At 69.2% G+C, this 23,897-nt stretch carries 23 protein-coding genes; all 23 read left to right on the top strand.

Translation table 11 applies throughout. From position 1 onward, the window contains the following. Positions 1-23 precede the first annotated feature (23 nt). The 23 genes from QQ657_RS10455 to QQ657_RS10345 all read left to right on the top strand — a co-directional run bounded on the left by QQ657_RS10455 (position 24) and on the right by QQ657_RS10345 (position 23,622). Positions 24-905, top strand: coding sequence for a hypothetical protein (locus tag QQ657_RS10455; RefSeq protein WP_284741864.1), 882 nt, complete (start codon positions 24-26; stop codon positions 903-905). After that, positions 902-1,312 carry a hypothetical protein gene (locus tag QQ657_RS10450; protein WP_284741863.1) on the top strand — a complete coding sequence of 137 codons (411 nt, stop codon included), beginning with the start codon at positions 902-904 and terminating at the stop codon, positions 1,310-1,312. Before QQ657_RS10455 ends, QQ657_RS10450 begins: the two co-directional genes overlap by 4 nt. A 366-nt stretch (positions 1,313-1,678) precedes the next feature. Next, positions 1,679-3,595 (top strand): S53 family peptidase, encoded by a 1,917-nt coding sequence (locus QQ657_RS10445; protein ID WP_284741862.1) that lies wholly within the window; start codon positions 1,679-1,681, stop codon positions 3,593-3,595. 96 nt (positions 3,596-3,691) lie between these two features. Further along, positions 3,692-4,681 (top strand): L,D-transpeptidase family protein, encoded by a 990-nt coding sequence (locus QQ657_RS10440; RefSeq protein ID WP_284741861.1) that lies wholly within the window; start codon positions 3,692-3,694, stop codon positions 4,679-4,681. Between the two features lie 32 nt (positions 4,682-4,713). Next, positions 4,714-5,382 (top strand): hypothetical protein, encoded by a 669-nt coding sequence (locus QQ657_RS10435; protein WP_284741860.1) that lies wholly within the window; start codon positions 4,714-4,716, stop codon positions 5,380-5,382. A 210-nt stretch (positions 5,383-5,592) separates the two neighbouring features. Further along, positions 5,593-6,552 (top strand): hypothetical protein, encoded by a 960-nt coding sequence (locus QQ657_RS10430; protein ID WP_284741859.1) that lies wholly within the window; start codon positions 5,593-5,595, stop codon positions 6,550-6,552. Continuing rightward, the gene (locus QQ657_RS10425) at positions 6,549-6,863 is read left to right on the top strand and encodes a CBU_0592 family membrane protein (RefSeq protein WP_284741858.1); all 315 of its coding nucleotides are present in this window, start codon (positions 6,549-6,551) and stop codon (positions 6,861-6,863) included. Before QQ657_RS10430 ends, QQ657_RS10425 begins: the two co-directional genes overlap by 4 nt. Then, positions 6,860-7,198 (top strand): TolB-like translocation protein, encoded by a 339-nt coding sequence (locus QQ657_RS10420; RefSeq protein WP_284741857.1) that lies wholly within the window; start codon positions 6,860-6,862, stop codon positions 7,196-7,198. The genes QQ657_RS10425 and QQ657_RS10420 overlap by 4 nt, the downstream gene beginning before the upstream one ends. A gap of 47 nt (positions 7,199-7,245) precedes the next feature. Further along, positions 7,246-7,752 (top strand): cupin domain-containing protein, encoded by a 507-nt coding sequence (locus tag QQ657_RS10415; protein WP_284741856.1) that lies wholly within the window; start codon positions 7,246-7,248, stop codon positions 7,750-7,752. Positions 7,753-7,757: 5 nt separating this feature from the next. Next, entirely contained in the window at positions 7,758-8,822 is a 1,065-nt protein-coding gene (locus QQ657_RS10410) for an aminotransferase class I/II-fold pyridoxal phosphate-dependent enzyme (protein ID WP_284741908.1), read from the top strand. Positions 8,823-9,103: 281 nt separating this feature from the next. After that, positions 9,104-10,144, top strand: coding sequence for a hypothetical protein (locus QQ657_RS10405; protein WP_284741855.1), 1,041 nt, complete (start codon positions 9,104-9,106; stop codon positions 10,142-10,144). Between the two features lie 129 nt (positions 10,145-10,273). Beyond that, positions 10,274-11,371, top strand: coding sequence for an alpha/beta fold hydrolase (locus QQ657_RS10400; protein ID WP_284741854.1), 1,098 nt, complete (start codon positions 10,274-10,276; stop codon positions 11,369-11,371). Continuing rightward, on the top strand, positions 11,368-12,012 hold the full coding sequence (locus tag QQ657_RS10395; RefSeq protein WP_284741853.1) for a hypothetical protein: 645 nt from the start codon (positions 11,368-11,370) through the stop codon (positions 12,010-12,012). Before QQ657_RS10400 ends, QQ657_RS10395 begins: the two co-directional genes overlap by 4 nt. Next, complete coding sequence (locus QQ657_RS10390) at positions 12,012-13,154, top strand: C40 family peptidase (protein WP_284741852.1); 1,143 nt, start codon at positions 12,012-12,014, stop codon at positions 13,152-13,154. Before QQ657_RS10395 ends, QQ657_RS10390 begins: the two co-directional genes overlap by 1 nt. 194 nt (positions 13,155-13,348) lie before the next feature. Further along, positions 13,349-14,359 (top strand): MinD/ParA family ATP-binding protein, encoded by a 1,011-nt coding sequence (locus QQ657_RS10385; protein ID WP_284741851.1) that lies wholly within the window; start codon positions 13,349-13,351, stop codon positions 14,357-14,359. Beyond that, positions 14,356-14,688, top strand: a complete 333-nt coding sequence (locus QQ657_RS10380; protein ID WP_284741850.1) for a hypothetical protein — start codon at positions 14,356-14,358, stop codon at positions 14,686-14,688. Before QQ657_RS10385 ends, QQ657_RS10380 begins: the two co-directional genes overlap by 4 nt. A 9-nt stretch (positions 14,689-14,697) precedes the next feature. After that, positions 14,698-15,381, top strand: coding sequence for a DUF8175 domain-containg protein (locus QQ657_RS10375; RefSeq protein WP_284741849.1), 684 nt, complete (start codon positions 14,698-14,700; stop codon positions 15,379-15,381). Between the two features lie 22 nt (positions 15,382-15,403). Further along, complete coding sequence (locus QQ657_RS10370) at positions 15,404-17,605, top strand: AI-2E family transporter (protein ID WP_284741848.1); 2,202 nt, start codon at positions 15,404-15,406, stop codon at positions 17,603-17,605. Further along, positions 17,602-19,104: an SCO6880 family protein gene (locus QQ657_RS10365; protein WP_284741847.1), complete on the top strand. Its 1,503-nt coding sequence runs from the start codon at positions 17,602-17,604 to the stop codon at positions 19,102-19,104. Before QQ657_RS10370 ends, QQ657_RS10365 begins: the two co-directional genes overlap by 4 nt. Further along, on the top strand, positions 19,101-19,460 hold the full coding sequence (locus QQ657_RS10360; protein ID WP_284741846.1) for a WhiB family transcriptional regulator: 360 nt from the start codon (positions 19,101-19,103) through the stop codon (positions 19,458-19,460). Before QQ657_RS10365 ends, QQ657_RS10360 begins: the two co-directional genes overlap by 4 nt. Positions 19,461-19,507: 47 nt before the next feature. Next, positions 19,508-20,935 carry an ATP/GTP-binding protein gene (locus QQ657_RS10355; RefSeq protein ID WP_284741845.1) on the top strand — a complete coding sequence of 476 codons (1,428 nt, stop codon included), beginning with the start codon at positions 19,508-19,510 and terminating at the stop codon, positions 20,933-20,935. Beyond that, the gene (locus tag QQ657_RS10350) at positions 20,922-22,841 is read left to right on the top strand and encodes a type IV secretory system conjugative DNA transfer family protein (protein ID WP_284741844.1); all 1,920 of its coding nucleotides are present in this window, start codon (positions 20,922-20,924) and stop codon (positions 22,839-22,841) included. Before QQ657_RS10355 ends, QQ657_RS10350 begins: the two co-directional genes overlap by 14 nt. Beyond that, on the top strand, positions 22,834-23,622 hold the full coding sequence (locus tag QQ657_RS10345; protein WP_284741843.1) for a hypothetical protein: 789 nt from the start codon (positions 22,834-22,836) through the stop codon (positions 23,620-23,622). The genes QQ657_RS10350 and QQ657_RS10345 overlap by 8 nt, the downstream gene beginning before the upstream one ends. The last annotated feature ends 275 nt before the right edge of the window (positions 23,623-23,897 follow it).

The following is a 23,897-nucleotide window of genomic DNA, read 5'->3' as shown; positions in this document are numbered from 1 at the left end:
CGACCGAGCAGGGGGAGCACCAGATGTCACCGCACCACAACCCAAGTTGGCAGCACAGCGAAGACGGGCTGACACTTCGACTCGACCGCCGCGTCGACCGGGTCCCCAGCCCCCTCGACGACTGGCTGATCGGACCGGAAGGAATCGGCACGACCGCCGATCCCGCCTCCGACCTCGTCCGGCTGGAAGGCCACATCCGCGGCATCGGCGCAGAGCTACTGTCCAAAGTAGGCACTGCCGAATCGACGATTTCCCGCTCCCGCAAAGACTTGGACAACGCGGCAGGACCATGGTGGTCGCTCAAAGCCCGGGATCAGCGCAAGGAAACCTCGGCGAACCTCCTCGATGCCATCGAGGAGCACACCACCACGGTCGCCGAGCTCGACCACATCCGCGAGGTGCAGAACCTCGTGCGCCAGTTCGTCATCGGCGCCGACGCGCCCGAGGGACTGCTCGCCGAATCCGCAGCAGGCTGGCAACGCTCGCCCGACCTTCCCACGAGCGTGATCACGTTCGACGACGAAGACGCGTTCCTGACCGCGGACTCCCGCCGCACATCCAACTCCCAGTGGGGATACCCGATCCTGGGCGGCGATGTGTTCGGCCACCAATGGCGCCGCGACGGGGACGACGACGAACCCGATAGTCGCCCCCTCGACCGCAGCGGGCCGTGGATGCTCGGCTACCTGGAGCGCACCGGCGAAATCTACGCGACCCGGCGAGGCAGCTACCTGCTCCCGCAGGTGTGGTTGCTCGGTGCACCGTTCAGCACCGCCCGCGCACACGAGATCCTCGCAGGCATCCAGCCGCGGATGCGCGAGCCGAACTCGATCATCCTCGCCGCCGCCACCGTCGCCGAGGCTTTGCTACACGAGCACGGCGACAACACTGGGAGCGCGGCATGAACGCGCGAGCGCTGGGAGCCGCAGTGGCCGGCATCGCCTTCGTGACCATGGCTCTCGCCGCCTGCTCGCCTGGATCACCGTCTCCCCCGCCGTCCCGGCCTCCAGCGCCGGCCGCTTCGGTGAACACGCCGCCACCAGATCAGCGCGGACCCGAGGTCACCGTCGAGGGAACCGTCGCCTGGCGCACCGAACACGTCGGCTGCGCCGAAATGGTCACCACCACCGGTCAGCGTCTGCGGATCACCGGCCAGATGGCCACTGACCGCGAGCGCGCCGTGTTCGGCGGTGCCGCGCCGAGTGAGCAAGTCCGCATCACCGGCTATGCCTTTCTCCCGCTGAACAGTGCGACCCCATGCGGAGCGGGACTTCCATTCGTCGCGGAAAAGGTGGAACCCGTGCACCAGTAGTGAACAAAAAACAATAGACAACATCTTGCAGGACCCGTTTATCTCTCGATAAATGGGCGCTTCAGCCTGCCCTAAAGTAGACAATAAATACGGCTCTAAAATAATCCGCAGAATCGGTTGACACGCTCGTATGCCATTGTGCAGAGTGAAGCGCGAGCAGGGAAAGCCCAGCTCACAAGGCCAGCAGGGGAGACGCTGGCAGCACCGGGTGCGACATTGCCGCACAGAGGAGCCGACACCGGCAAGTCGTTAATTCGACGACGGGGATCTTTGCGCCCAAATTCGCCGAACAATGACAAAGCGCCGTGCCGTTCTCTGAATTCCGGTGTGTTTCGGGTAAGTCAACCGAGTACGGGGGCTTTACACATGGCAGTACGACCATCTCGCGCGGTCAGCGTGATCGCCGGATGCGCGGCGCTGGCCGGGATCGCAGCGGCCGCGCCGGCGATCGCGGCGAGCGACCAGGACGGCGATCGCGTCGCCGTCGCGGGCAGCACACCGGCGTGGGCCACACCGGCCGCCAAGGTGGGCGACACCGACGCCCACGCGCAGCGCCAGATCCAGGTCGCGCTCTCACTGCGCGATCAGGCGAGCGCGGAGGCGCTGGCCAAGGCGATCAGCACGCCCGGATCGCCGCAGTTCCGCAAGACCCTCACCGCCGGGCAGTTCACCGACCGCTTCGCCGCGACGCAGGCGACCGTCGACCAGGTCAGCGACTGGCTGCGCGGGCAGGGCCTGCGCGTCACCGGCGTCTCGTCGAACCGGCACTTCGTCGACGCCGTCGCCGACACCGGCACCCTGGAGCGCGCGTTCGGCACGCAGCTGGCGACGTTCCGGCACAAGGGCAAGGACGGCAAGATCCAGAAGCTGGTGGCGCCCGAAAAGGCGATCACACTGCCCGCAGCGGTGCGCGGGACCGTCACCGGCGTCCTGGGGCTGGACGACTCCGAGAAGATGAGCACTCCGCAGAATGTGCTCCACCCCGCTCCCGCGGCACAGGCCGCGGGCGGCGCGAACTGCGCCACGTACTGGGGCCAGACCGTCAACACGAGCGTCCCGCAGAAGTACGCCGACCAGTCCAACGTCCTCTGCGGCTACAACACCGCGCAGACCCGGGGAATTTATGGCCTGACCAGCGCAAACACCGGCGCTGGCACGAACATCGGCATCGTCGGCGCATACAACGGGGCGACGACCCTCGCCGACGCCAACCGTGCCGCCGCGAAGTTCGGCTCGCCACCGATCGCCGCGAACCAGTACGCGGTCAAGCTCCCCGACGGCGGTTTCAACAACGACCCCACCTGTGAGCCAGACAGCTGGAACGGCGAGCAGGCACTGGACGTGCAGGCGGCCCACACCGCCGCACCGGCAGCGAAGTTGACCTACTACGCCGCCAAGGACTGCCGCACTCTCTACGACGCGATGAATCGCGCCGTCGCGGACAACCAGGTCGGCATCATCACCAACTCCTGGGGCAACAACGGCGGCGAGGCAGGAGTCGCCCCCACGACCCGCGCACAGATGGACAGCATCGGCGTGCAGGCCGCGATCCAGGGTCAGTCGCTGATGGTGTCTTCGGGCGACGCGGGCGACGCGTCGGCCATCGCCGGCAAGCCGACCCCGCAGTTCCCCGCGGCCAACCCTTGGATCACCGCCGTCGGTGGGACCAGCGTCGCTGTGAACAGCGCGAACAAGAAGCAGTTCGACACCGGCTGGACCTCCTCCGCGCTGGTGCAGTCCGGCAACGGATACACCCCGACCCAGGACAAGGACGGCCCCTTCGCCGGTGGAGCCGGCGGTGGCGTGGCAACCACCTACGACTTGCCGGACTACCAGACAGGCAAGGTCTCGGGCACGAAGCGCTCGGTGCCCGACATCGGCGCGCTCGCCGATGCCTACACAGGTTTCGCCATCGGACAGACCATCCCGGGCCAGGGATATTTCGAGTTCAACTCCGGTGGCACGAGCCTGGCATCGCCGCTGCTGGCGGGCATGGTCGCGAACGCGGCCCAGGCAGCGGGCACTGACCGGTTGGGATTCCTGAACCCGGCGATCTACAGCCTCGCGGGCACTGCGGCGATCTCCGACGTCACCCACCACTCCACCGGCGTGTGGACCAACTTCGTCGGCGGATACGGCGGCGTGACCACGCCGACGACGCAGGGGTCGTACCTGATCGATTTCGACCAGAAGCCCCAGACGTTGCAGAGCGGTCCCGGCTGGGACCCGCTCACCGGTGTCGGTACTCCGGCGCCCGGCTTCGTCGCCGCGCTCGGCAAGTAATCCCGCTCGCGGAGTGGCGGCGCATCGCCGCTCGGGACGGCCACGCGTCGCCACTCCGCGCCGGCAAGCCCCCCAACAACCAGGAAGGAGGTCTCGATGAGCAGCGAGGACGGCGGCCAGACCCCGGATCAGCTCGGACCCGAGCAGGACGCCTCGCTCGGCCCGACACCCCCATCGGGAGTGCGCAGCTCGACGGAGCCGCCCTCGGGCGATCGGAACCGCCGGACCGGCCTGCTACTGGCCGCGGCGCTGGCCGTCGTCGTCGCCCTGGTCGCGATCATCGCCTTGGCCTCCGGCGGAGAGAGCACCCCACTGGCCGAGCCAGTCACCGACACAACCGCTGCCGCCGAGGCGGACGCCGGTGACACCGGGGAGCAGATCGTGGCGCCGCAGGACGTCACCGCCGCGACGCTGGCGGCACTGCCGCAATCGACGACGTTCACCACGGTGACGGGCGCTCCTGCCGACCCGGCGCCGACCGCACGCACCTCCGGCAGGATCGTGCATCCGACCACCACGGTCGCGGTGTTCGCCGCGCCCGGAGGCGCGCCGATCGCCGCATTGCCGCCCCAGCAACACTTCGCCGAGCTGGCCACCGACACCAAGGTGCCCGTGATCGACGAACAACCCGGCTGGGCGCAGGTGCTGCTTCCCAGCCGCCCCAACGGATCCACCGGATGGGTCTATCTCGAAGATCCGGACGTCACCACCGAGCACAGCAGATACCGCATCGCGGTCGATCGCGAGCACTTCGCGCTCACGGTGTTCGAGAACGACGCCCAGATTGGGCGCTGGACGATCGGGGTGGGCAAGGCCGGGGCGGTCACACCCGCGGGGCGGACGTTCGTGTTGTCGTCCATTTTGGAGGATCACCCCACGTTCAGCCCGGTGGTTCTTCCGCTGGGCGCCCATTCGGACACCCACACGACATTTGGCGGCGGTCCGGGGACCGTCGGCATCCATACCTGGCCGACCGCAACGGTTTTCGGTCAGGCCTCCTCAGACGGTTGCGTCCGGATTCCGCCCGACGCACTCGACGTGATCTCAACGACCGTGCCGCTGGGCAGCGTCGTGGACATTACGTGAACACCACATCCAACACACCAAGGGGGGACCTCGTGGTCCGCACTGCAACACATCGCGCCACTCAGCGGGCGCTGACCGCCGCCGGAATCGGCGGCATCCTCGCCGCCGGAATCGTCGGCCTCACCCTCTCCAGCGCCGCATCGCCGGCCGCGGCCGCCTCGGGGTCGACCGCGTTCGGCGTCAAGGCCTCCGGCATCGACAACAAGTCGGCCAACAGTGGCTCGGTCTCCGGAACCTCGTTCAGCGCATCGGGAATCTCCACCGAGGCACGTCCCGGCTACGCCAAGGCCTCGGTGGGGAGCCTGACCGTCGGGGGCAAGGCGATCGGCTCGGTCACCGCCACCTGCGAACAGGGCGTGACCAAGGTCAGCCACTCCGGTTCGGCGCAGAGCACCCAGTTCTTCCACGTCTCCTTCGGCGCCGACGGGGGCAGCTCGGCGACCGGCGTCACGGTGACCATCACCGACGCCAAGGGCAAGGTCAGCCAGACGGTCACCGCGGCCGGCGTGTCCTGCGACAAGGCCACCACCCCGCCGACGAGCGAGCCGCCCACCGGCAAGCCGACCACCGATCCCACCGGCAAGCCGGGCCCGAAGCCGACGAAGACCACCAAGCCCGGCAAGACCGGAGCCGGCAAGGCACCGGACAAGGACGCCGTCCCCGTCAAGCCCAAGCCCGGCCACCACGCGGTGACCGGCTGACCAGTGGCGGGGGGGGGGGGGGGGGGGCCGGCCCCCCCCCCCCCCCCCCCCCCGCCGATGCCGCGCCGAGTCACCAGGCACCAACAGGAAGGAGCACACCGTGCACTTCGCCCTTCGGGCCTGCGCGGAACCGGCTGGGTATCTCGCGCCTATCTGCGACCCGATGTCTGACGCGCCCAATTTCCTTTGTGTTCCAACGAAATTCAGGAAGTGAACCTCTGCTGTGACCACCTCTACTGCCAGTGGGCGGACCGGTCCGGTCGGCACGCAGATCAGCTGCTGAGCCGCACCATGACCGCCGACCGCGCCGAAATCACCGCACCGCTCGCCCGTCGAGCGCGTGCCGGTCGGCGCGCCCACACGACGTCGATGCGGCCACACCTGCAGGTCCTCGCGTACGGCTCATTCCGGCACGCACAGGGAAACCAAGTCGCGCAGGCGCACTTCGTCCAGGCCTACGTCCGGCTGCTCGCGCAACTGGGGATCCCGTTCGAGCCATCGGGCATGCGCGTGCTGGACGCGATCGTCGGGCACCTCCGGCTGCCGCACGGGCACGCCGACATCAACGACCCGGTGCTGGTTCACGCGCAGTTCGCGTTCTGGGCACGCAACATCTGGGACGTCATCCGCTCCGTCTACCACGCCGATCCCGCCCTGATCCCAGACCGGCGCCGTCTTGACCAGCGCGCGGCCGAGTTGGGCGGAACTCCGGAGATGACCAGCTTCACCAACGACGAGCTCGGCGCGCTCGCTGCCGCGTTCGGGCTCTACCGCACCCGGTCCAGCGTCCAACTCTCCGCGACGGAGATTGTGGACACCTACCTCGTGCCCGCAGTTGTGAACGCCGAGCTCGGCTTCCAGGGCGAAGGTACCCGGTTCGTCCGCCGGCCCCGCACCGACGGCGGGGACGTGCACGAGAGCCGGATGCTCAGCCACTGCGGCAAGTCCGCGCAGCGCTACCGGGAGGGCCGCCCGGACGTCGTCAACCAGATCTACCGTGCCGTCTGCGCCCGGCTGGACCGCGCTACCGACGTCGCCGACCCACTGGCTTCCCGCTACCGCGACCTCGTCGCGGCCTACAACCGCTGCCATCCCGACGCGACCGTCGCCCGGCTGCATGTGCCGGAAGACAGTTTCCCCGACCTGCGCGCGGGCGGTGACCGCGGATGAGCGCCGTCAGCCAGATCGTCCAGGTCGGTGGCTCGGTGCTGTTACTGGCTTCGTTTCTGCTCGCGCAGATCGGGACCCTGCACCAAAAGTCGCGGGTCTATCTCGCGATGAACTCCGCCGGATCCGCCGTGCTCGCGCTCGACGCGCTCGCCGAGCACCAGATCGGCTTCCTCCTGCTCGAAGGCGTCTGGTCCGCGGCGTCCGTGGTCGGCCTGCTGCGCGAGTGCGCGCGCGGTGCCGATCCGGCCGCGACCGCGCCTCACCCAAACCCCTCCGCACGACACACCCCCGCGAAAGGACCGATCTCATGATCAGCACGAAGACCACACTCGCCGGCGCCCTGCTGTTCGGCGCTTTGGCCATCGGATCCGCGTTCGCCACCACCGCGGCCGCCGCAGCGGACCCCATGCCCTCCCAGGGCAGCAGCGCTATCACGGCAGTGGCTCAGGAACCCACCGGCACACGGATCAGCGCTGTGATCGCTGACCGGGACCTGGCGATGTCACCGGACGGCACCCGCATCAACTTCGCCACCCCGAGCACGCGCGAGGGAGTGGTTTCCCCCGACGGCACCCGGATCAACTTCGCCGCTCCCGGCACGCGCGAAGGCGTCGTCTCCCCCGACGGCACCCGCATCAACTTCTGAGCCCATCTGCACCCATTGCGGCCCTCACCACCAAGGGATTGACCAGCATGACTCAACAAATTCAGCGGACGCTGCAGAAGACGACCAACCCGATTCCCGAGTTCACGATGGGACCACAGCGCCAGCAGCTGGCCCCCGCAGTGCACTCCGGAGTAGCCCCGATCAAGACGCTGTCCTCCGGCGTCGTGCGCATGGCCTGCAGCCATCACGCCGTGCCGCACATCCACGAGCACTCCGAGATCACCGTGCTCGTCGTCAGCGGGATGGTCGCCAGCCTCGCCGGGGACCAACTGGAAGAAACGTTCCTGCATGCCCCCGGGTCCATCATGTACATCGGGCCGGGAGTGCCGCACATCGGCATCAACCTCGCCCCGGACGCGGAGGCCACGGTCTTCGAGGTCCGCACCGATCGCGCGTTCAACGACGACGTGGTACGCCTGCCCGAATTGGACGCGATCGCCGCGGCCCGGGTCGATCAGCTGCAGCGCGACTTCGAACTCGGGATGCTCACCGATCAGCTCGAAGCACCTACGGCAAGCACCGCGCTCTGGTGATCGAGATGACGACGGCTCCTGAACCGCGGTACGCGCGCGAGCGCCGGATCGGCGGCATCACCAGGCTGGCGGCCAACGAGCTGCCCGGTGATCCGCCGGCTCCGGTCCGCGCGGCGATCCTGAACAACGCGAGGATCAACCGCTATCCCGACCCGACCTACACGCCGCTGCACGACGCGCTGGCCGAGCAGCTGCGGACACCGAGCGAGCAGATCATGCTCGGTGCCGGCTCGTCCTCGGTCCTGCAGCGGCTGATCCGGGTGGTCTGTACGCGACCGGGCGACGCGGTGATGTGGGCGACGCCGGCGTTCGAGGCGTTCTCGATCTTCGCGCGTCAGGCCGGTGCCGTTGCGCAGCGGGTCCCGACGCAGGCGGACGGCTCAGTGGATCTCGAGGCGATGCTCGCGGCAGTCACAGCACGCACGCGGATGATCATCCTGGTCAATCCGCACAACCCGACCGGTGCTGTCGTGCGCGGCGATGAACTTCGCGGATTCCTGGACCGGGTCGGCGAGGGCGTCGTCGTCGTGCTGGACGAGGCGTATCGCGATTTCTGCGATGACCCTCGTGTCGCTGACGGGGCCGAGCTCGCACGGGCCCGCTGGGCAGCGGGGCGCCACAACGTGGTCGTGGTGCGCACGTTCTCCAAGGCTTACGGGCTGGCCGGTCTGCGCGTGGGGTACGGCATCGCTCCGGCCGGCTTGGCTCGGCAGGTCCGCGATGCCGGGGTGCCACGCGAGGTCGGGATCCAGGCCGAGATCGCGGCGGTCGCCGCGCTCAAGGCCCGCTCGGCGATGCGGGAGAACGTGGAGCGCATCATCGGCGAACGTGCGCGTGTGCTGACCGAGTTGCGCAGGATCGGTTACGCCCCAGGGGATTCCTACGGAAATTTCGTCTGGCTTCCCCTCGCCGAAGATTCCGGGCGGTTTGCCGAGCACTGCTTCGCTGACGGTGTTCTCGTGCTCGACATCGCCGAGCGCGGAGTGCGCGTGAGCATCGGCCACCCGACCGACAACGACTGCTTCCTGCGCTCGGCCCACACCTGGGTCACCGGGCGGGTAGCGGCGTAGCCGCACTGACTTCCCTTTGCACACCAGGAGAACTGATGAACACCAGCGGACCGCGGACACCCAGGCCACCATCCCGGCGCCAGGTTCGCCACCAGTTCCCCGCGACCTCGCGGACCGCGGCCCGGTTGCCGGCCGCGCGCATCGCGATCCCCAGCTGAGCGGGAGCGGCGGCCCCCCGGCCGCTCCCGCTCACCTCCCGCCGTCGATTCACGTCAAGGAGTTGCTTCGTGTCGGTTTCCGCGCCCGCCGCACCCGCCCCACGCCAATGGACTACCCGCCCGATGGCCGTCCACCTCGTCGGCACCGCGCCGCTGGGGACCGGAGGACATCCGCTCTCGACCATGCAGTGGCATCTCGACCACCAGCACGGGGTCCCCCTGACTGCCCTGCCCTTCGATGCCGACGACCGGTGGATCATCGACTGGCTCGAGGCCCGCGAACAGGTTCCCGGTCTGGTGAAGGTGCACTCAGGCACAAGTCTGGGCTACGACGACTTGTCCTACTACGCGATTGATGACGGTCACGTGCTCTCACCCGCCGATGTCACCCTGGGCCGGGTCGAGCAGACAGCCGCGGCGTTCGCCTCGCTCGAGCGGCTGCAGGGCGGGACCAACATCCCCGAGCGGCTGCAGGTCAGCATCCCCAATGCCCTCGATCTGGCGTTTTTCGTGTCCGGGTCGGTGGAGGCGTCCGCGGAGTGGATCGGCGACATGCAGGCCATGCTCGTCGGCGAGATCACCGAGCTCGCCACTCGCTGGGGCGATCGTGTTCAGCTGCAGCTGGAAAGCCCGGCGATTCTGCTGGCCTACCACCGCACGCCACGCGAGGACTGGCCGTTGCTGACCGGAGAGCTCACCGGTCAGGTCGCGGCGACCTTGGCCGCGGCGCCGTCGGCGAGGTGGGTGCTGCACCTGTGCTACGGCGACCTCGAGCACGAGCCGCTGTTCGAGCCGAGCGACCTGACCGCCCCGGTGACATTTCTCAACGCGCTCGCCGACCTGCTGGACACGCGGGGCGTTCCGATGCCCCTGGTGCACCTTCCGATCGCGCACGGCAGCGCCGCGCCCGCCACGGACCCGGCGTTCTACGCCGCGTTGCGTGAGCTCCGCCGCGGAGTGGAGGTCATCGCGGGCGTGGTGGACGAAAACCACCCGGAGGCAACCCGGCTCGCCTTCGCACTACTGATCGACGCGCTCGGCGGGCCGGTGACGGCGCTGGGTGCGTCCTGCGGTCTCGGGCGGCGATCAGCCGTCGCGGGCGCCGCGAATACCGCGCTCGCCTCCAGTGTCGCGCGTGCCTGGACCACCACCTCAGCGCGATGACCGGCTGCGGGACCTGGCTCGCTCGACCATCCCACAAAGGAGTCCACACAGGACAGTGGGGTGTTTTTGTTACTAGAAGGGGGAAATTCCATGAGGGGACGACACGCACGAGGACCTGACCAGCCACGGATGACGCTGCCTGCGCCGGCCGAGGGGAAGCGACGGCGAGGCCGGCATCGCGCCGCTCGCCGCGCGTTCGGAACGGCACTGGCGGCCCTGTTCGCAGTAGTAGCGGCGATCCTGGCCGGGCTAGGCCCGTCCGCGTCGGCGGCGCAGCAAAGCCGTTCGTGCACCGAGCTGGACATTCCGGTGAACAGCGGGCTGCTGGCCGAGGCGATGCACGCGACGCTCTGCGGGCCTGCCGACGGCCGCGCCGGAGCGCCGTTGCAGGTGCTTGTCGCCGGCGGCACCTACAACCGGAGCTACTGGTCCGGGCTGGGGTTGGACGCCTACTCCTACACCGCGCGAGCGAACGCCGCAGGCTTCGCGACCCTGGCGGTTGACCGGATCGGCACCGGCGCCAGCTCGCATCCGCTCAGCACGCTGATCACAGCGAGCTTGCAGGCCGACGCCGTGCACCAGGTCATCGTGCACGCCCGAGAAGGTTCCCTGGACGGGCAGCAACACGACCAGGTCGCGCTCGTCGGACACTCGCTGGGCAGCATGGCGGCCGTCATCACCGCAGCCAGGCATCCCGGCGACGTCGACGCGGTGATCCTGACCGGGTACTCCCACCGGATCGCCCCTGATCAGCTGCTGACGTCGCTGACCTCGATGCACCCCGCGGCGCTGGAAGGACGGCCGCTGGACCCCGGCTACCTCACGACCATTCCAGGCGCGCGCGCCGCGCTGTTCCACGCCGCCGACGATGTCGACCCTGCGGTCCTGGCCGCCGACGAGGCCACCAAGGACGTCGGAAGCGCAACCGAACTGCCCGACGGCGTCCTCGTCGGCTTGGCCCAGGCCACCTCACGGCGGATCACCGCGCCGGTGCTGGAAGCCAATGGCGGCAGGGATTCCTGGGCGTGCACAGCGGTCGACTGCACCAGCGCGGACACGCTGCACGCGGCCGAGCAGCCCAGCTTCGCCGCGCCGCTGACGACCTACGTGCAGGCCCGGTCCGGGCATTGCCTGGCTCTGGCGGCCGACGGCGGTGAGTTCGCCCAGTTCGCGTCGGTGTGGCTGCACCGGGTGCTCGCGCCCGTGCTCGCCGGGACGCTGCCATGAACCGCTGCCTCACGCGGGTGGCCGTGACCGTCGCGGCTGCCACGGTGCTCGGCGCTGGCTGTTCGGCGCCGGGGCCCGCCGGCCCCGAAGCTGCCTCGTCGCCGCCGGGTACGAGTGCCCCGGCAGCGCCGGCTCCGACAACACCGGGACAGATCGAGCTGCCCACGGTCGCGCCGGTCACCCCCACCGCAGGGGCAGGTGCGCCGTCGGGGATTCCCGCCGCGGCTCCGGCACCTGATCCCACGCCGGCGATCTACGCCGATCCTGTGCTCGTCGCGCAGGCATGGATGCGGCAGTTCTGCCAGACCGACTACCAGGAGCCGATCAACGCCAATCTGACCCGCGCCGCCGTCTTCGCGACCGTGGCCGCGACGGCGGCCGACACCGCGCGCGGGGACACACCGGACACCTACCAGCAGGTCCGCGCGCAGAAGCTGTCCGCGCGCTGCGACCACGTCGCCGCGCTGATCAGCCCGGAAGCTCCCGCATCGCCGACCTCGGTCTACGTCCAGGTCTCGGCCACCAGCACCCAGCTGGCCGACGGAGCACCGTTTCAGACGTTGCCGCTGTCGAGCACGCGGCGCATCGTCCGCGAGGCGGACGGGCGCTGGCTGGTCGACGCCGAAGTGGACGCCGGCTGATGAAGACGCTGATGGTCGTGCCCGCCACCGCGCTCGCGCTAGTCGTGGCGATGGTTCTGGTGTTCTCCGGCAGGGAGGCCCAGGCGACGACGCCAGGGCCGCCGACGTGCTCGGTGCCCACCGCCGAACCCGCCGCTGCGCCTGCGGCTCCCCCGGCGGGGCAGCAGTTCGCGGGGGTGACCTTGAAGCCGCCACAGGTAGACGCCGCGCAGAAGGTCCTCGGGACCGCGAAGGGTATGTCGATCACCCGTCGCGGGGCGACGATCGCCATCCAGACCGCGATGCAGGAATCCCAGCTCGGCGCGGCCGGAGACAAGGGGCGAGCTCAAGGGCTGTTCCACCAGATCGCCCCTGGCCCCTTCCGGGCGTATGTCGGTTACGACCCGCACGATGCAGCTGCCGCGACCAAGGGCTTCTTCACCGTGCTGACCAAGCAGATTCCGGGCTACGACACCGATCCGCGCTCGAATCACGATCTTGCGCAGGCAGTGCAGCGAAGTGGTGCCGGAGCGCAGGAGTACGCGAAGTGGCAGGGGTTCGCCGAAGCAGTCACCGGCGCGCTCTTCGACGGATCGGGACCGCCGTTGAAGTGTGCCGACCAGTCGGTCAAGGGACCGATCGCGGTCACCATCCGCGGAAACGAGGTGACCTTGCCTCCGCAGGCCGGGATGACCGGTGTGGTCACCGCCGCGTCGCCGACGGTCGCGAAGGCGATCGGGTCGGGACTGGCGTGGCTGGGGACCCCGTACGCCTGGGGCGGCGGAAACGCGGACGGCCCTACTAAGGGAATTAGCGACAACGGCGGCGCGGCCGATAAGCATGGTGATTTCAACAAAGTCGGATTCGACTGCGCCGGACTGACATTTTATTCGTACGCCCAGGTCGGCGTGATGCTGACTCGACCGTCCCGGACACAACTCACGAATGCCAAGTCGGTTGTGCAGTTTTCTCAAGCACAGCCAGGAGATCTGCTGTTCTGGGGCACCCATCACGTGGCCCTCTATCTGGGAAATATCGGGGGGAAACACATCATGTTGGAGGCACCGCAAAGCGGTGATGTCGTCAAAGTCTCGAATGTGCGCACCGGTGGAGATTTCCGCGGTGTGGCCGCTCGACCGATTCCGGGGGCGGTGAATGCCTGATGCGACCTGGTGACACCGAAGGATACGGGACCGAAGCCCCGGTGGACCTTACCCGCACGCCCGGTGCCGTCGCGCCGGCACCCGCAGCGCAGCCGCCGACGCCGCCTCCGGCTCCTGCCACCGGGCTGGCGGCGGCTGCGCCGTCGGTTACCGCAGACCCGGCCCGCTGGGGCTGGCGCGGCCGAGTCCGCCGGTTGACCGGCGGCTTGATCAAGCCCCGGCCTGGCCGGGAAGAGGCACGGCATCGGCTGGCCGAGGTCGCGGTGCGCCAGCACATCGGCGGCGCGCGGCTGGTGATGGTGGCCAACCCCAAGGGCGGCGCCGGCGTGACCACGGCCGCGCTGATGCTGGCGCACACCTTCGCCACGCTGCGCGGCGGGTCGACGGTGGCCTGGGACAACAACGAGGCGCGGGGCACGCTGGCCGACCGCGCCGAGGTCACTGCCCCGGCCACGACGGTGTGGCACCTGCTGGGCGCGTTCGAGCAGCTCGCGGGACCGTCCGGGTCTGCCGGGGACATGGCCCACTACCTGCGATCGCAGCCGAGCAAGGCTGACGTCCTCGCGGCCGATCTCGACGCCGCGCGGCGTGAGCAGATCGGCGCCGGCGAGTGCGGCCGTCTGGGCCTGCTGCTGTCGCGGTACTACCGGCTGACGGTCATGGACACCGGCAACAACCCGCGCGCGGGTAACTGGCAGTGGGCGGCGCACTGCGCGGACGTGCTGGTGGTGCCGATCACGCTGGACCCCGACGTCGCCCAGATGGCGGCCTGGATGCTCGACGGCCTGGCCGCGAGCGGCCGGGCGGACCTGGTAGCCGACGCGGTCACCGTGATCCGGCCGTCGGCGGCGGCGCCGAGCGGGGAGACCCGCGCCCGGGTGCTGGAGTACTTCGCCGCGCGGACGGCGCTGGTGGTCGAGGTGCCATTCGACGCGCAGCTGGCCGGTGGGACGCCGGTGGTCTACGGGCGAGTCAGCGAGCGGTCCCGGCAGGCATGGGTCGCCGCGGCCGCCGCGGTCACCGACCGGCTCGCCGCGGTGCACAGCACCCGTCCGGACCAGATGAAGCCACCACCGCCTCGCCAGTCGCCACAGGCCGGGATCGCTCGCGCGCCAACGGCATCGCCACAGCAGGAAAACGCTGATCAGGGGGGTGGGCAAGCGTCGGTGACGGCGCTGCCTGTCAGGAGGGCCCAAGCACAATGACGATCCAGTTTCTAGTTCATACCGCCACCGAGTTCCTCGCCCAGCAGGGCACCAGGAACCCGTTCGACGGCATTCTCCCGGACTTCAACGTCTTCGGGCTCGCCTTCACCAAGGCCTGGCAGAAGGTGCTCGCCGGGTTCTGGGGTCTCGCGTTCGTCGTGGTGGCCATCGGGGCGATCAGGGCGGTCATCGAGCTGCAACACGCCAAGAAGGGCGGCTACCAGTCGAGCGTGCTCGAGCACACCGACAGTGCCAAACGCAGTGGGCTGGCGCTGGGTGCCCTCGCGGCGCTCGGGATCATCTTCGGAGCAGTTGTCGCCCTCTTCTAGGAGATGATCATGGTCAACTACGCACCTCCCACGCCCACCAGCGGCCGTTCCTCGCGGATCTGGCCGTGGATCGCCCTGGCGATCGCGGCCCTGGTCGTGGGCGTGATCGTCGGCCGCTGGGTGCTCCCCAGCGACCCGGCGCCCGCGGCCCAGCCGGGCACCAGTGCCACGCCGTCCAGCGGCGCGGTCGGCGGGCCGCACGGTCCGGCCAAGATCACGCAGGGTGTGCCTTCGGGCTACACCCACGACCAGGCCGGTGCCGCCACCGCTGGCGTCAACGCTGTGCAGCTGATCGTCAACGTCGCCCACGGCCAGGCCGACTCGGCCACGGCCGGCAAGACGTGGACGGCGAGCAACGCCGACGAGGCGGCTCGCGCGGCACTGTCGGCCGGCCCCGACTCTCCGGGGAGCAACCAGACCAGCAAGCTCCCGGCGACCACTCGGGTCACGGCGTACTCCGACTCCTCGGCGACCGTCGAGATCTGGGTCGTGTCGGTCGGCTCGACCAGCGGGATCGGGGGCGCAAGCACCGCGGACGACTGGAGCACGCACACCGTGCGGCTGAGCTGGGAGAACGGCGACTGGAAGGTCAGCAGCCTGCGCGCGTCGAAGGGCCCGAAGCCCGGTGACACTGGCACCACGCCGTCGACCACGCCGCTGACGAACGGCCTCTACACGTACTACATCAATTAACGCATGATTGTTTGGGGGGAGAATGATCCGTCGACTCGCCGCGCTGTTTATCACGGTGCTGGCGTTGCTGGCCTTCAATTCACCGGCGGCACTGGCTGATCCCGGTCAGCCGGTAGGGAAAGTCCCACAAGGCTTCCCCGCCGAACTGAAGAAATTTGTGGCCGGCACGCAGGAGTTCAAGGACGCGCCGTGGTTTCACGATGCTTCGTGCATCGACAAAGGCGGCAACATCGGCATGTACATCAACGCCGTGATGTTCGACGAGCCACGGCTAATGTACTGGTCGACTCCCCCCGAAGCCCGGATGCAGTTCTGGTTCACGGACCCACTTCACCCGCCGACGGACTTCGACGCGAACAAGGAGCCGCCGAACCTTCCGAAGCTGTTCCCTTCCAGCAACAAGGACCGCGACGCGTACCTCATGCCGACCGGGCAAGGAGGATGCGCCGACACGCTCAAAGAGTTCACCACTCCGGCGAACAACGCCTGGGGATTCACCTGGGCCGCCGCACCGGATCCGGCGACCGTCGAAAAGATGAAATCCCAGTCGCCGACCTACCCGGCGGACCTACCGGAGGAACAGTTCACCAACGCATGCGGCGACAAGAGATCACCCTATTGCGAGAAGGCGTTCTTCACCGACTGCAGCAAAGTCGCGATGAACCCCAGCAAGCTGGAAATGTGCCAGAACTGGGACATGAATGTCGCCCAGCTCTTTTCCGGGCTGGCCGCCTATATCGAGAACAACACCAGCTGGCTGGAGAAGGTGGGGCAATTCTTCGGCCTGGTGGGCGACGGGATCGTCACCGCGGGGGGTTGGGTGGTGGACGCGTTCGTCGGGATTGTGTCCTTCGCCGTCGATGTGGCGAAGTTCGTCGCGGATCCCGCATCGGCCGTCGACGACCTGGCCAACTCGCTGCACGACGCCGCGACCGGGTTCACCACCACGATGCTGCAAGGACTGGCCAGCGTCGGAGATTTCGATCCCGGCACACCCTGGTTCCTCGAAACCTACGCCGCGAGCAGCGGGATCGGGCTCGTGGTCATGGCGTTCATGGCGATCCTGATGATCTGGAGAACAGCCTCCGGCGGTGGAGGCCGCGAGGACCTGCAGGAAGCGCTGTTCAAGCAGCTGCCCCTAGGATTGTTCCTCGCGGTGTTCTCCCCCGCCATCGGCGCCGTGCTGACCGAACTGACGAAGGGGCTGACCAACGGGATCGCCGGCTGGGAGGCCGGCTACCTCAACGCGGCCGTCGCGAAGCTGGCGCTGCTCGGCGGCGTCACCGTCACGCTGATCCCGGGTGGGGCGTTCATCGGGATCATCATCTTCCTGCTGATGATCATCGGGGCCTTTGCCGTGTTCATCGGGCTGGCGATGCAGTCCATTGCGCTGCCGATGTCGGCGGTGGTCGCCGGCATCGCGTGGGGTATGTGGGTCCATCCCAAGTGGCGACGCAAGGCGCTGAAAGTGCCGTACACCTTCCTGGGCGTGCTGTTCGCCAAGCCCCTGCTGTTCTTCCTGCTCGGGGTGATCTTCGCGCTCATCGACGGCAACCTCAGCGTGCCGGCGATGAAGTCCGGAGGCCTGACGCTGCTGCTTCAGCTGGTGCTGGCCGCGGTCGCCCTGATCGTCGCCGGTCTCGCCCCGTTCTCCCTGCTCAAGTACGCGCCCCTGCTGCCGACCCAGTCCGACAGTCACGACTCGCAGCCCAGCTCCGGTTTCGGCACGGCGGCAGTGGTCGGCGCGGGCATGGCCGCGGTCGGCAGCCGCGGCGGAGGCGGCGGAGGCGGTGCCGGGGGTTCCCCTGGTGGCGGTGGTGGTGGCCAGCACACCATTCAGCAGAGCTACGCCCAGCAGCAACCCCAGGGCGGACAGCCGCAACAGCCGCGCACCAGCTCGCCGGTCTCGCGTCCGCCGGGACGGACCGGTTCCGGGGGCACAGGCCCAGGAAGGCAGACCGGTGGCCCCGGTCAGCAGCAGATCGGGCGGACCGCGGCCGTCGGCGCTGGCAGCCCCGGCCCGGGCACGGCCAGCTTGGGCGCCGGTGTGCCCGGCACGACCGGCGGCGCGGCCGCGGCCGCCTCGGCCGGCGGCAAGGCTCTGGGCCCGTGGGCCGCGGCGGCGCAGGTCGCGGTGGCCGGGGTGAACAAGGTCCGCGCGGCCGCGCACACCCGGCACGTGCCCGAGGTCGACGACGACGTGATCAGGGGGGACGGCCGATGAGGATCGCCGTCCTGGGCGGGGAAGTCTCCCGCCGCGGCCTGTTCGGGTCGCTGTCCAAACCAGCCATCGTCATCCTGGGCCTGACCGTGATGGGCTCGTTCATCCTGTGGCTCGGGGTGGGCGGGATGACCGGCGCGCTCAGCGGCTTCGCGCTGCTGTTCGCGGTGTGGGCGCTGGTCAGCCCCTGGGGCCGGCGACGCTCGAAAGCCGAAGACTGGCTGTGGGCTCTGCGTTGGCGGGCCCGGCGCCGCGCGGGGCAGACGGTGTTCCTGGCACCGGGCGAGGCTCGTCAGCGCGACGCGGACGACGTCACCGGGCCGCTGTGGGAACTGCCGGTGCCGCTGGGCCGGGTCGAGCCACTGGACCTGGCCGGCACCGGATACGAGCAGATGTTCGTGCTGCACCACCACAACCCCGGCGAGCGGTCCTACCTGTCGGTCGTGATGGAAGTCCAGGGCCAGGCATCCGGGCTGCGGACCGATCGAGCCTACAACTCGGTGTCCATTCGCTACGGCGTGCTGCTCGCGCAGCTGGCCAAGGGGGGCAGCTTCATCCGCGGGCTGCAGCAGATCAACCGGATCGTCCCGCACGACCCGGCGCCGCACCGGGCATTCGTCTCCGAGCGCGTGTCCGGCCAGCCCGGCCTCGACGAGGTGATCGCCTCCTATGAGGAGCTGATCGACCTCACTGCCAGCTCCGCTGAGCAGCACCGGAACTACCTGATCGCGCGGATTCCGCTGACACCGGAGTTCTTCGAGGAATCCCAGTCCTACGGCACCGGCGTCGCGGGATGGGCGGGCCTGGTGCGCGAGGAACTGGCGCGGATGGCTGACCTGGCGGCCCGCGCGGAGCTGACCCGGCCCCGTGTCCTCGGCGAGCAGCGCACCTGCGCGGTCCTGCGGTCGTTGCAGGATCCGCGGTGGCCGATCGACCAGCACGAGGGCGTGCGGTGGAGCGACTGCTGGCAGTCCTACACCACCGAACGCGACCGCCTGGTCGTCAACGACGTCTGGCACACCCGCACGGCGTTCCTGCCGCGCGAGGGCATCGCCCCCGCGCAGCTGGGCCCGCGATGGCTGTCCCCGCTGCTGACCAAGGTCAACCCGTCGGTCATCCGCACCCTCTCGGTCCGGATGGAGTTCATCCCCGACAAGGTCGCACGCGCACGCGCCGTCGTCGACGTCGCCCAGGACGGGGCGTCGATGCAAGGCTCGGACGAGAAGAACAAGGTCGGCGACGGCACCGACGAGGTCATGCTGTCCGCGTCGGCGCGGAGACTGCGCGACCTGGCCCCGGGATCGGGACACCAGGGCGTGGAGTGGTCAATGGCGATCTCGGTGACCGCCTCGGACCCTGGGGAACTGCGCCGCGCGTGCATGCGCGTGGTCAACGAAGCAGCCCAGAGCGCGCTGACCGACCTGGACTGGCAGGACACCCAGCACGACGTCGCGGTGCTGGCCACCTACCCGCTGGCCCGCGGCATGGCGGTGGGCCGATGAGGCGCCCAACGACATTCCACCTCGGCCTGCTCACCGAGCTGGCCGGCTACGCCGACACCGACTGGCGCTGGCTGCAGCGGCACGTCGAGTCCGCAGCCGCCCGGCCATGCCGGGACGCCGAACCAGCGACGTTCTTCCCGCCCGATGGCGCCCGGTTCCCGGCCCAGGCCCTGCACGCCGAGCGGGCCCGTGTCGCCGAACTCTGCGACGGCTGCCCGGTGCGGCAGGAATGCCTCGCCGCGGCGCTGCTGCGAGGCGAGACCTGGGGCTCCTGGGGCGGGGTGGCGCAGCCGGACTACCAGATGCTGCAACGACTCTGGCGTGATCAGGTCGAGGCGAGCGAGGGGGCTGCGTGATGCCGTCGCACTCCCCCGCCACAGACACAACGCCGCGGCGAACACCGGTGGTGGGCTGGCAGCCACCGCAGCCCCCGCTGCCGCCTCGCGAGCCGCAGTTCCGGCCGCCGCCGCGTCGGCGGCGGTGGCTGGACAAGTGGGGCTGGTACGAGCCGCGGGTCGAGCCGATGGTCAGCACGACCCGGCAGGCCGAAGCGCTCAACCTCGCGTTGTCCTCGCCACCGACGAGCTACCGGGGCCTGATCGTCGGCACCGACCTGCTGTCCGGGCAGCTCGTCACGCACGACCAGTTCGTCGCCTACGAGGACAAGCTGATCTCCAGCGTGAACGCGGCGGTCGTCGGCGATGTCGGCAAGGGCAAATCCTCGCTGCTCAAAACCTGGGCCTGCACCCGGCAACTGCTGCTGCGCGACCGCCGGGTCGTGGTGCTGGACAAGAAGCTGCAAGGCGGTCTCGGCGAATACACCGCGCTGGCCCGGTTCCTCGGCGCGCCCAGCATCAGATTCACCACCGACGGCCGCGGCTCACGGCTCAACCTGCTGGATCCGGTGATCGCGCTCGGCGGCGACCAGCCCGACGACCCCGCTAGCGAGACCGGCACCGGCCTGTCCCGCCCGACCGGCCAGATGATGCTGCTGCGCGCCGTCCTGGCCGAGGCGCTCGGGCGCCCGGTCAGCGAGCGAGAGGGCAAAGCGCTGCGGCTGGCGCTGGTAGCCGCCACCCGGGACGCCCGCGAACGACGCCGGGTCCCGGTGATCGGCGACATCGTCCATCACCTGCTCAACCCGGCCGCCGACGACGCCGCCGCGCTGCAGCGGCGGGTGCGGGAACTGCAGGAATGGGGACTCGACCCGGCGTTCGCCCTGGAGCGAATGATCGAGGAGGACCTTGCCGGGCTCGTCGACGCCGAGACCTCCCCCGATGTCCACCTCGACCACTCGTCTGGCTTCACGCACTTCGACATCAGCGGCCTGCCCATCGACGGTCCCGCGCTGCGCGTCGTCATGACACTGATCAACACGTGGCAGAGCAACATGCTGGCCAAACGCAGCGAGCAGTTCCGCCAGACGGTCAACGTCGTGGAGGAGGGCTGGCACGTCGCCGAGGGCAGTGTGGGTGCCATTTTCCGGCGCAACACCAAGCTGTCGCGGGGACTGGGTCTGTCCACTGTGGCCGGTTTCCATCACATCAGTGACCTGCCCCCAGACTCCCCGGCCCGGTCTCTACTTCAGGAAGCCGAGACCGTGTTCATCTACGGGCAGGGATCCTTGGATGACGCCGCGGCCTGCGTGGAGCTGTACAACCTGCCCTCGGGCACCGAAGAAACGATCATGGCGCTGGAGCAGGGCACCTGCCTGCTCAAGGTCGGCAACCGCGACCCGATCCTGCTGCGGCACGAACGAAGCCCGCGGGAGATCGCGCTCACCGACACCGACACCGCGCTGACGGGGATGATTCTTCGTGACGCAGCCTGATCAGCAACCCCAGGCCGCGCCGCAAACCCCGCCCCGCCCACTGGTGGGCGTGTTCTACCCGATGGTGTTCGCGCTGCTGCTGGGCATCGTGCTGGCGGGGCTGCTCGGCGCGGCGCTGTCCGGACTGCTGACCGGCGGCGGCTGGGCGTGGCCTCCGGCGCGGGCCCTACCCGGGGTCGTCGTCCGGTGGGTCGCCGACGCAGCTGATCCGGCCGCCGCGTGGCGGGCTGATCCCCGCCCGGGCCCGGCGGCACTGACCTACGTGATGGCGGGTCTGGTCGCGCTGGCCGAGGCCGCCTGCTGGGTCTGGTTCTCGACCTGGCGGCGAGCCGTGCGCCGGCGTCGCGCCGAGAAGCGCTCGGGCCTGGCGCCGCAGGCGACCGTGGACAAGCGACTGAGCCAGAAGGCGATCGCCAAGACCGCGGTGCGGCTGCGCCCATCCCTGGCGCAGCAACGAAAACTGGACCCCGATCAGGCAGGCGCACGATTCGCGGTGCAACGCGGGACCCGGAACCCGCTGTTCGCCAGTCACGAGGACAGCAAGCTGGTTGTCGCGCCGGTCCGGATGGGCAAGACGGGCCGGCAAGCGGTCCTCGACATCATGCTGGCCCCCGGCTCGGTCGTGGCGACCTCCACCCGCTTCGATCTGCTCGAGCTCACCATCATCGAGCGTCAGGAACTGGGTACCGTCTGGGTGTTCGACCCGGAGGGCCGGACACCGTGGCCGCGCAAACTGCGCTGGTCACCGATCGCGGGATGCGAGGACTACGACACCGCGCTGCGGCGCGCGGTGGCGATCTGCTCGGCCCGGCCACTGGGCGACACCAAGGGCGGCGGGTACTTCGGCGGCAGCGCCGAAGGCGTCATGGCCGCGCTCCTGCACGCGGCGGCGTTGTCCGAGTCCGGCGTGGACGAGCTACGACTGTGGACAACGACGAAATCGCGGCGGCCGGAGCAAATTCTCGACACCAACCCGCGCGCTGCGTTCGGCGTGGCCGCGGAACTGCGCGGCATCCTGGACAGCGCGGCCAGCTCCAACGACTCTTCCGGTGCCGGGGCGATCTACTCCACGCTGGCGCTGCTGTTGCGTCCGCTGGCGTCGCCGAAGACACGGGACGCGTGCACACCGCGTCCCGGCGAGCCCCAGCTGGACATCGACGCCCTGATCCGGTCCGGGTCGGACACCCTGTACCTGGTCAGCCGGGGCCGTAAGAACTCCGCGGCGCCGATCGTCAACGCCCTGATGTCGGAAGTGCTGCACCGAGCGGAAGTTCTCTCCCAGTTCCAAACTGAGGAACAGATGGCCTCCCCCGCGTTCGCCGATGGAGACCTCAGACTCGACCCTCCACTTAGGATCGTCATGGATGAGGCGGCAAACGTTAGCCCGCAAGAAGATTTGAGCATGCGACTCGCCGACTCCGGTGGGCGCGGAATTGAACTGTATGTATTTGTACAGAGTTTCAGCCAGCTTCGGCAGCGATGGGGCCCGGAGCAAGCTACTGAGATCTGGGACAACGCGTCGGTCAAGCTGATTCTCGGTGGCCTGTCCAACACCCGCGACCTCGAGGCTATGTCGCGACTGCTACAGGAGCGGGCGATCGACCAGACCAGTGTGTCCACCGGCCCGGACCGCAGTCAGGTTCAAGTGTCGCAGCGCTACCAGAGTGCCTTGCCGGTCAACGAGATCCGTGAGCTGATCGACGGTCAGGCACTGCTGTTCTACCGCAACATGGCCGCCACGATCGTCGACTTGCCCGGCTGGTGGGAAACCCCAGACCTGGCCGAACGGGTCCAACGTAGCCGAACCAAGACGCGGCAACTGGTCGCGGCCTCCGGCGGGGTGATGCCCGCCGAACCCGCCGAGGACGATCCGCCCGACGAGACCGAGGAGCCCGGCGATGAGTGAGGATCCCCGCCACGGCCCCGAGGACACCGACGTGGACACGTCTGCGGAGCCCGGGGGCACCAAGGAGAATCCGAGTGCCGGAAGTGAGGCCCCGGACGAGGGCGACGAGCCGTTGCCTCTACTAGCTCCGGAGCTTCTTCCCGAGGTCGTCACCGAGCTCGCGTCCACCAGTGAGCAGCACGAGCGCCAGCTCGGCAAGCTCGACGCGACGGTCAGCGCGCTGGACGACACCGTCACCGAGCAGTCCGATGTCCTCGAGGAACTGACCGCGACGTTCGCGGCGTTCGAGGAAGGACTGATCGAGAAAGTCAATCAGGCCAAGCCTTCGCGCTGGGCCTGGGGCTGGCTGACACAGGACGAAGCGCGTGCCCTGTGGACCGAAACACGCTGGTTCGTCGACTGGTTCATCAGCCGCTATCCACTCACCAGCGAGGTCAGCATTCCGCCGTGCTGGTACCGGCACACCGTGGCGGTCGACGAACTCTCCGACGCGTACGCCGCGTGGCGCGAGGCCTACTGCGGAACCTCGCGGCCCACGACGGCGATGATCGCCTGGCGCGACCGATGGCTGTGGCCGGCCATCACCAGGCTGGCCACTCACGCAAATTGGCGTGAATGCAAGGAAAACCGCCAGCACGTCGAGCCTTCTGCGCGACAGGACCTCACGGATCCGGAGTTCGAGAGGTTCGTCGAGGACGACATCGCCAAGCGGCCCGAGGTACGCACCAAAGACATGCCCTGGCCAACCAAGACCGACAGCCCAGCGGGGAGAACAGCATGACATCACCATCAGCGCTCGCACCCGGCACCGACGGGGCGGGCCGCGCGATCCCGCGTCCCGTGCTCGAGAGGTGCGGGGACCGGTTCGGGCCGACGCCTCCGGACACCGAGCACGGCGGTTGGGTCTGCGCGGAGCCGGCCGGTCATCTACCTGGAAGTGATCACCGGGCGGCCGACGGGACAACATGGTGATCACGGTCCCGGCCGACGTCACCAGGCGTCCCCGGCGCCGCCCCTGAGGCATGCATCGACGCGACCCCGAAGATCAGGCACGCG

The organism is Amycolatopsis ponsaeliensis, from assembly GCF_030182635.1.
Lineage (GTDB): Bacteria > Actinomycetota > Actinomycetes > Mycobacteriales > Pseudonocardiaceae > Amycolatopsis > Amycolatopsis ponsaeliensis.
This window is presented reverse-complemented; position numbering and strand designations above follow the sequence as displayed.

What these genes read in the sequence shown, in the direction of transcription:
- QQ657_RS10420 (WP_284741857.1), top strand. Translation starts at nt 6,860, where the DNA reads ATGATCAGCACGAAGACCACACTCGCCGGCGCCCTGCTGTTCGGCGCT.
- QQ657_RS10400 (WP_284741854.1), top strand. Translation starts at nt 10,274, where the DNA reads ATGACGCTGCCTGCGCCGGCCGAGGGGAAGCGACGGCGAGGCCGGCAT.
- QQ657_RS10445 (WP_284741862.1), top strand. Translation starts at nt 1,679, where the DNA reads ATGGCAGTACGACCATCTCGCGCGGTCAGCGTGATCGCCGGATGCGCG.
- QQ657_RS10345 (WP_284741843.1), top strand. Translation starts at nt 22,834, where the DNA reads ATGAGTGAGGATCCCCGCCACGGCCCCGAGGACACCGACGTGGACACG.
- QQ657_RS10370 (WP_284741848.1), top strand. Translation starts at nt 15,404, where the DNA reads ATGATCCGTCGACTCGCCGCGCTGTTTATCACGGTGCTGGCGTTGCTG.
- QQ657_RS10405 (WP_284741855.1), top strand. Translation starts at nt 9,104, where the DNA reads ATGGCCGTCCACCTCGTCGGCACCGCGCCGCTGGGGACCGGAGGACAT.
- QQ657_RS10415 (WP_284741856.1), top strand. Translation starts at nt 7,246, where the DNA reads ATGACTCAACAAATTCAGCGGACGCTGCAGAAGACGACCAACCCGATT.
- QQ657_RS10425 (WP_284741858.1), top strand. Translation starts at nt 6,549, where the DNA reads ATGAGCGCCGTCAGCCAGATCGTCCAGGTCGGTGGCTCGGTGCTGTTA.
- QQ657_RS10375 (WP_284741849.1), top strand. Translation starts at nt 14,698, where the DNA reads ATGGTCAACTACGCACCTCCCACGCCCACCAGCGGCCGTTCCTCGCGG.
- QQ657_RS10360 (WP_284741846.1), top strand. Translation starts at nt 19,101, where the DNA reads ATGAGGCGCCCAACGACATTCCACCTCGGCCTGCTCACCGAGCTGGCC.
- QQ657_RS10455 (WP_284741864.1), top strand. Translation starts at nt 24, where the DNA reads ATGTCACCGCACCACAACCCAAGTTGGCAGCACAGCGAAGACGGGCTG.
- QQ657_RS10410 (WP_284741908.1), top strand. Translation starts at nt 7,758, where the DNA reads ATGACGACGGCTCCTGAACCGCGGTACGCGCGCGAGCGCCGGATCGGC.
- QQ657_RS10450 (WP_284741863.1), top strand. Translation starts at nt 902, where the DNA reads ATGAACGCGCGAGCGCTGGGAGCCGCAGTGGCCGGCATCGCCTTCGTG.
- QQ657_RS10390 (WP_284741852.1), top strand. Translation starts at nt 12,012, where the DNA reads ATGAAGACGCTGATGGTCGTGCCCGCCACCGCGCTCGCGCTAGTCGTG.
- QQ657_RS10365 (WP_284741847.1), top strand. Translation starts at nt 17,602, where the DNA reads ATGAGGATCGCCGTCCTGGGCGGGGAAGTCTCCCGCCGCGGCCTGTTC.
- QQ657_RS10380 (WP_284741850.1), top strand. Translation starts at nt 14,356, where the DNA reads ATGACGATCCAGTTTCTAGTTCATACCGCCACCGAGTTCCTCGCCCAG.
- QQ657_RS10440 (WP_284741861.1), top strand. Translation starts at nt 3,692, where the DNA reads ATGAGCAGCGAGGACGGCGGCCAGACCCCGGATCAGCTCGGACCCGAG.
- QQ657_RS10395 (WP_284741853.1), top strand. Translation starts at nt 11,368, where the DNA reads ATGAACCGCTGCCTCACGCGGGTGGCCGTGACCGTCGCGGCTGCCACG.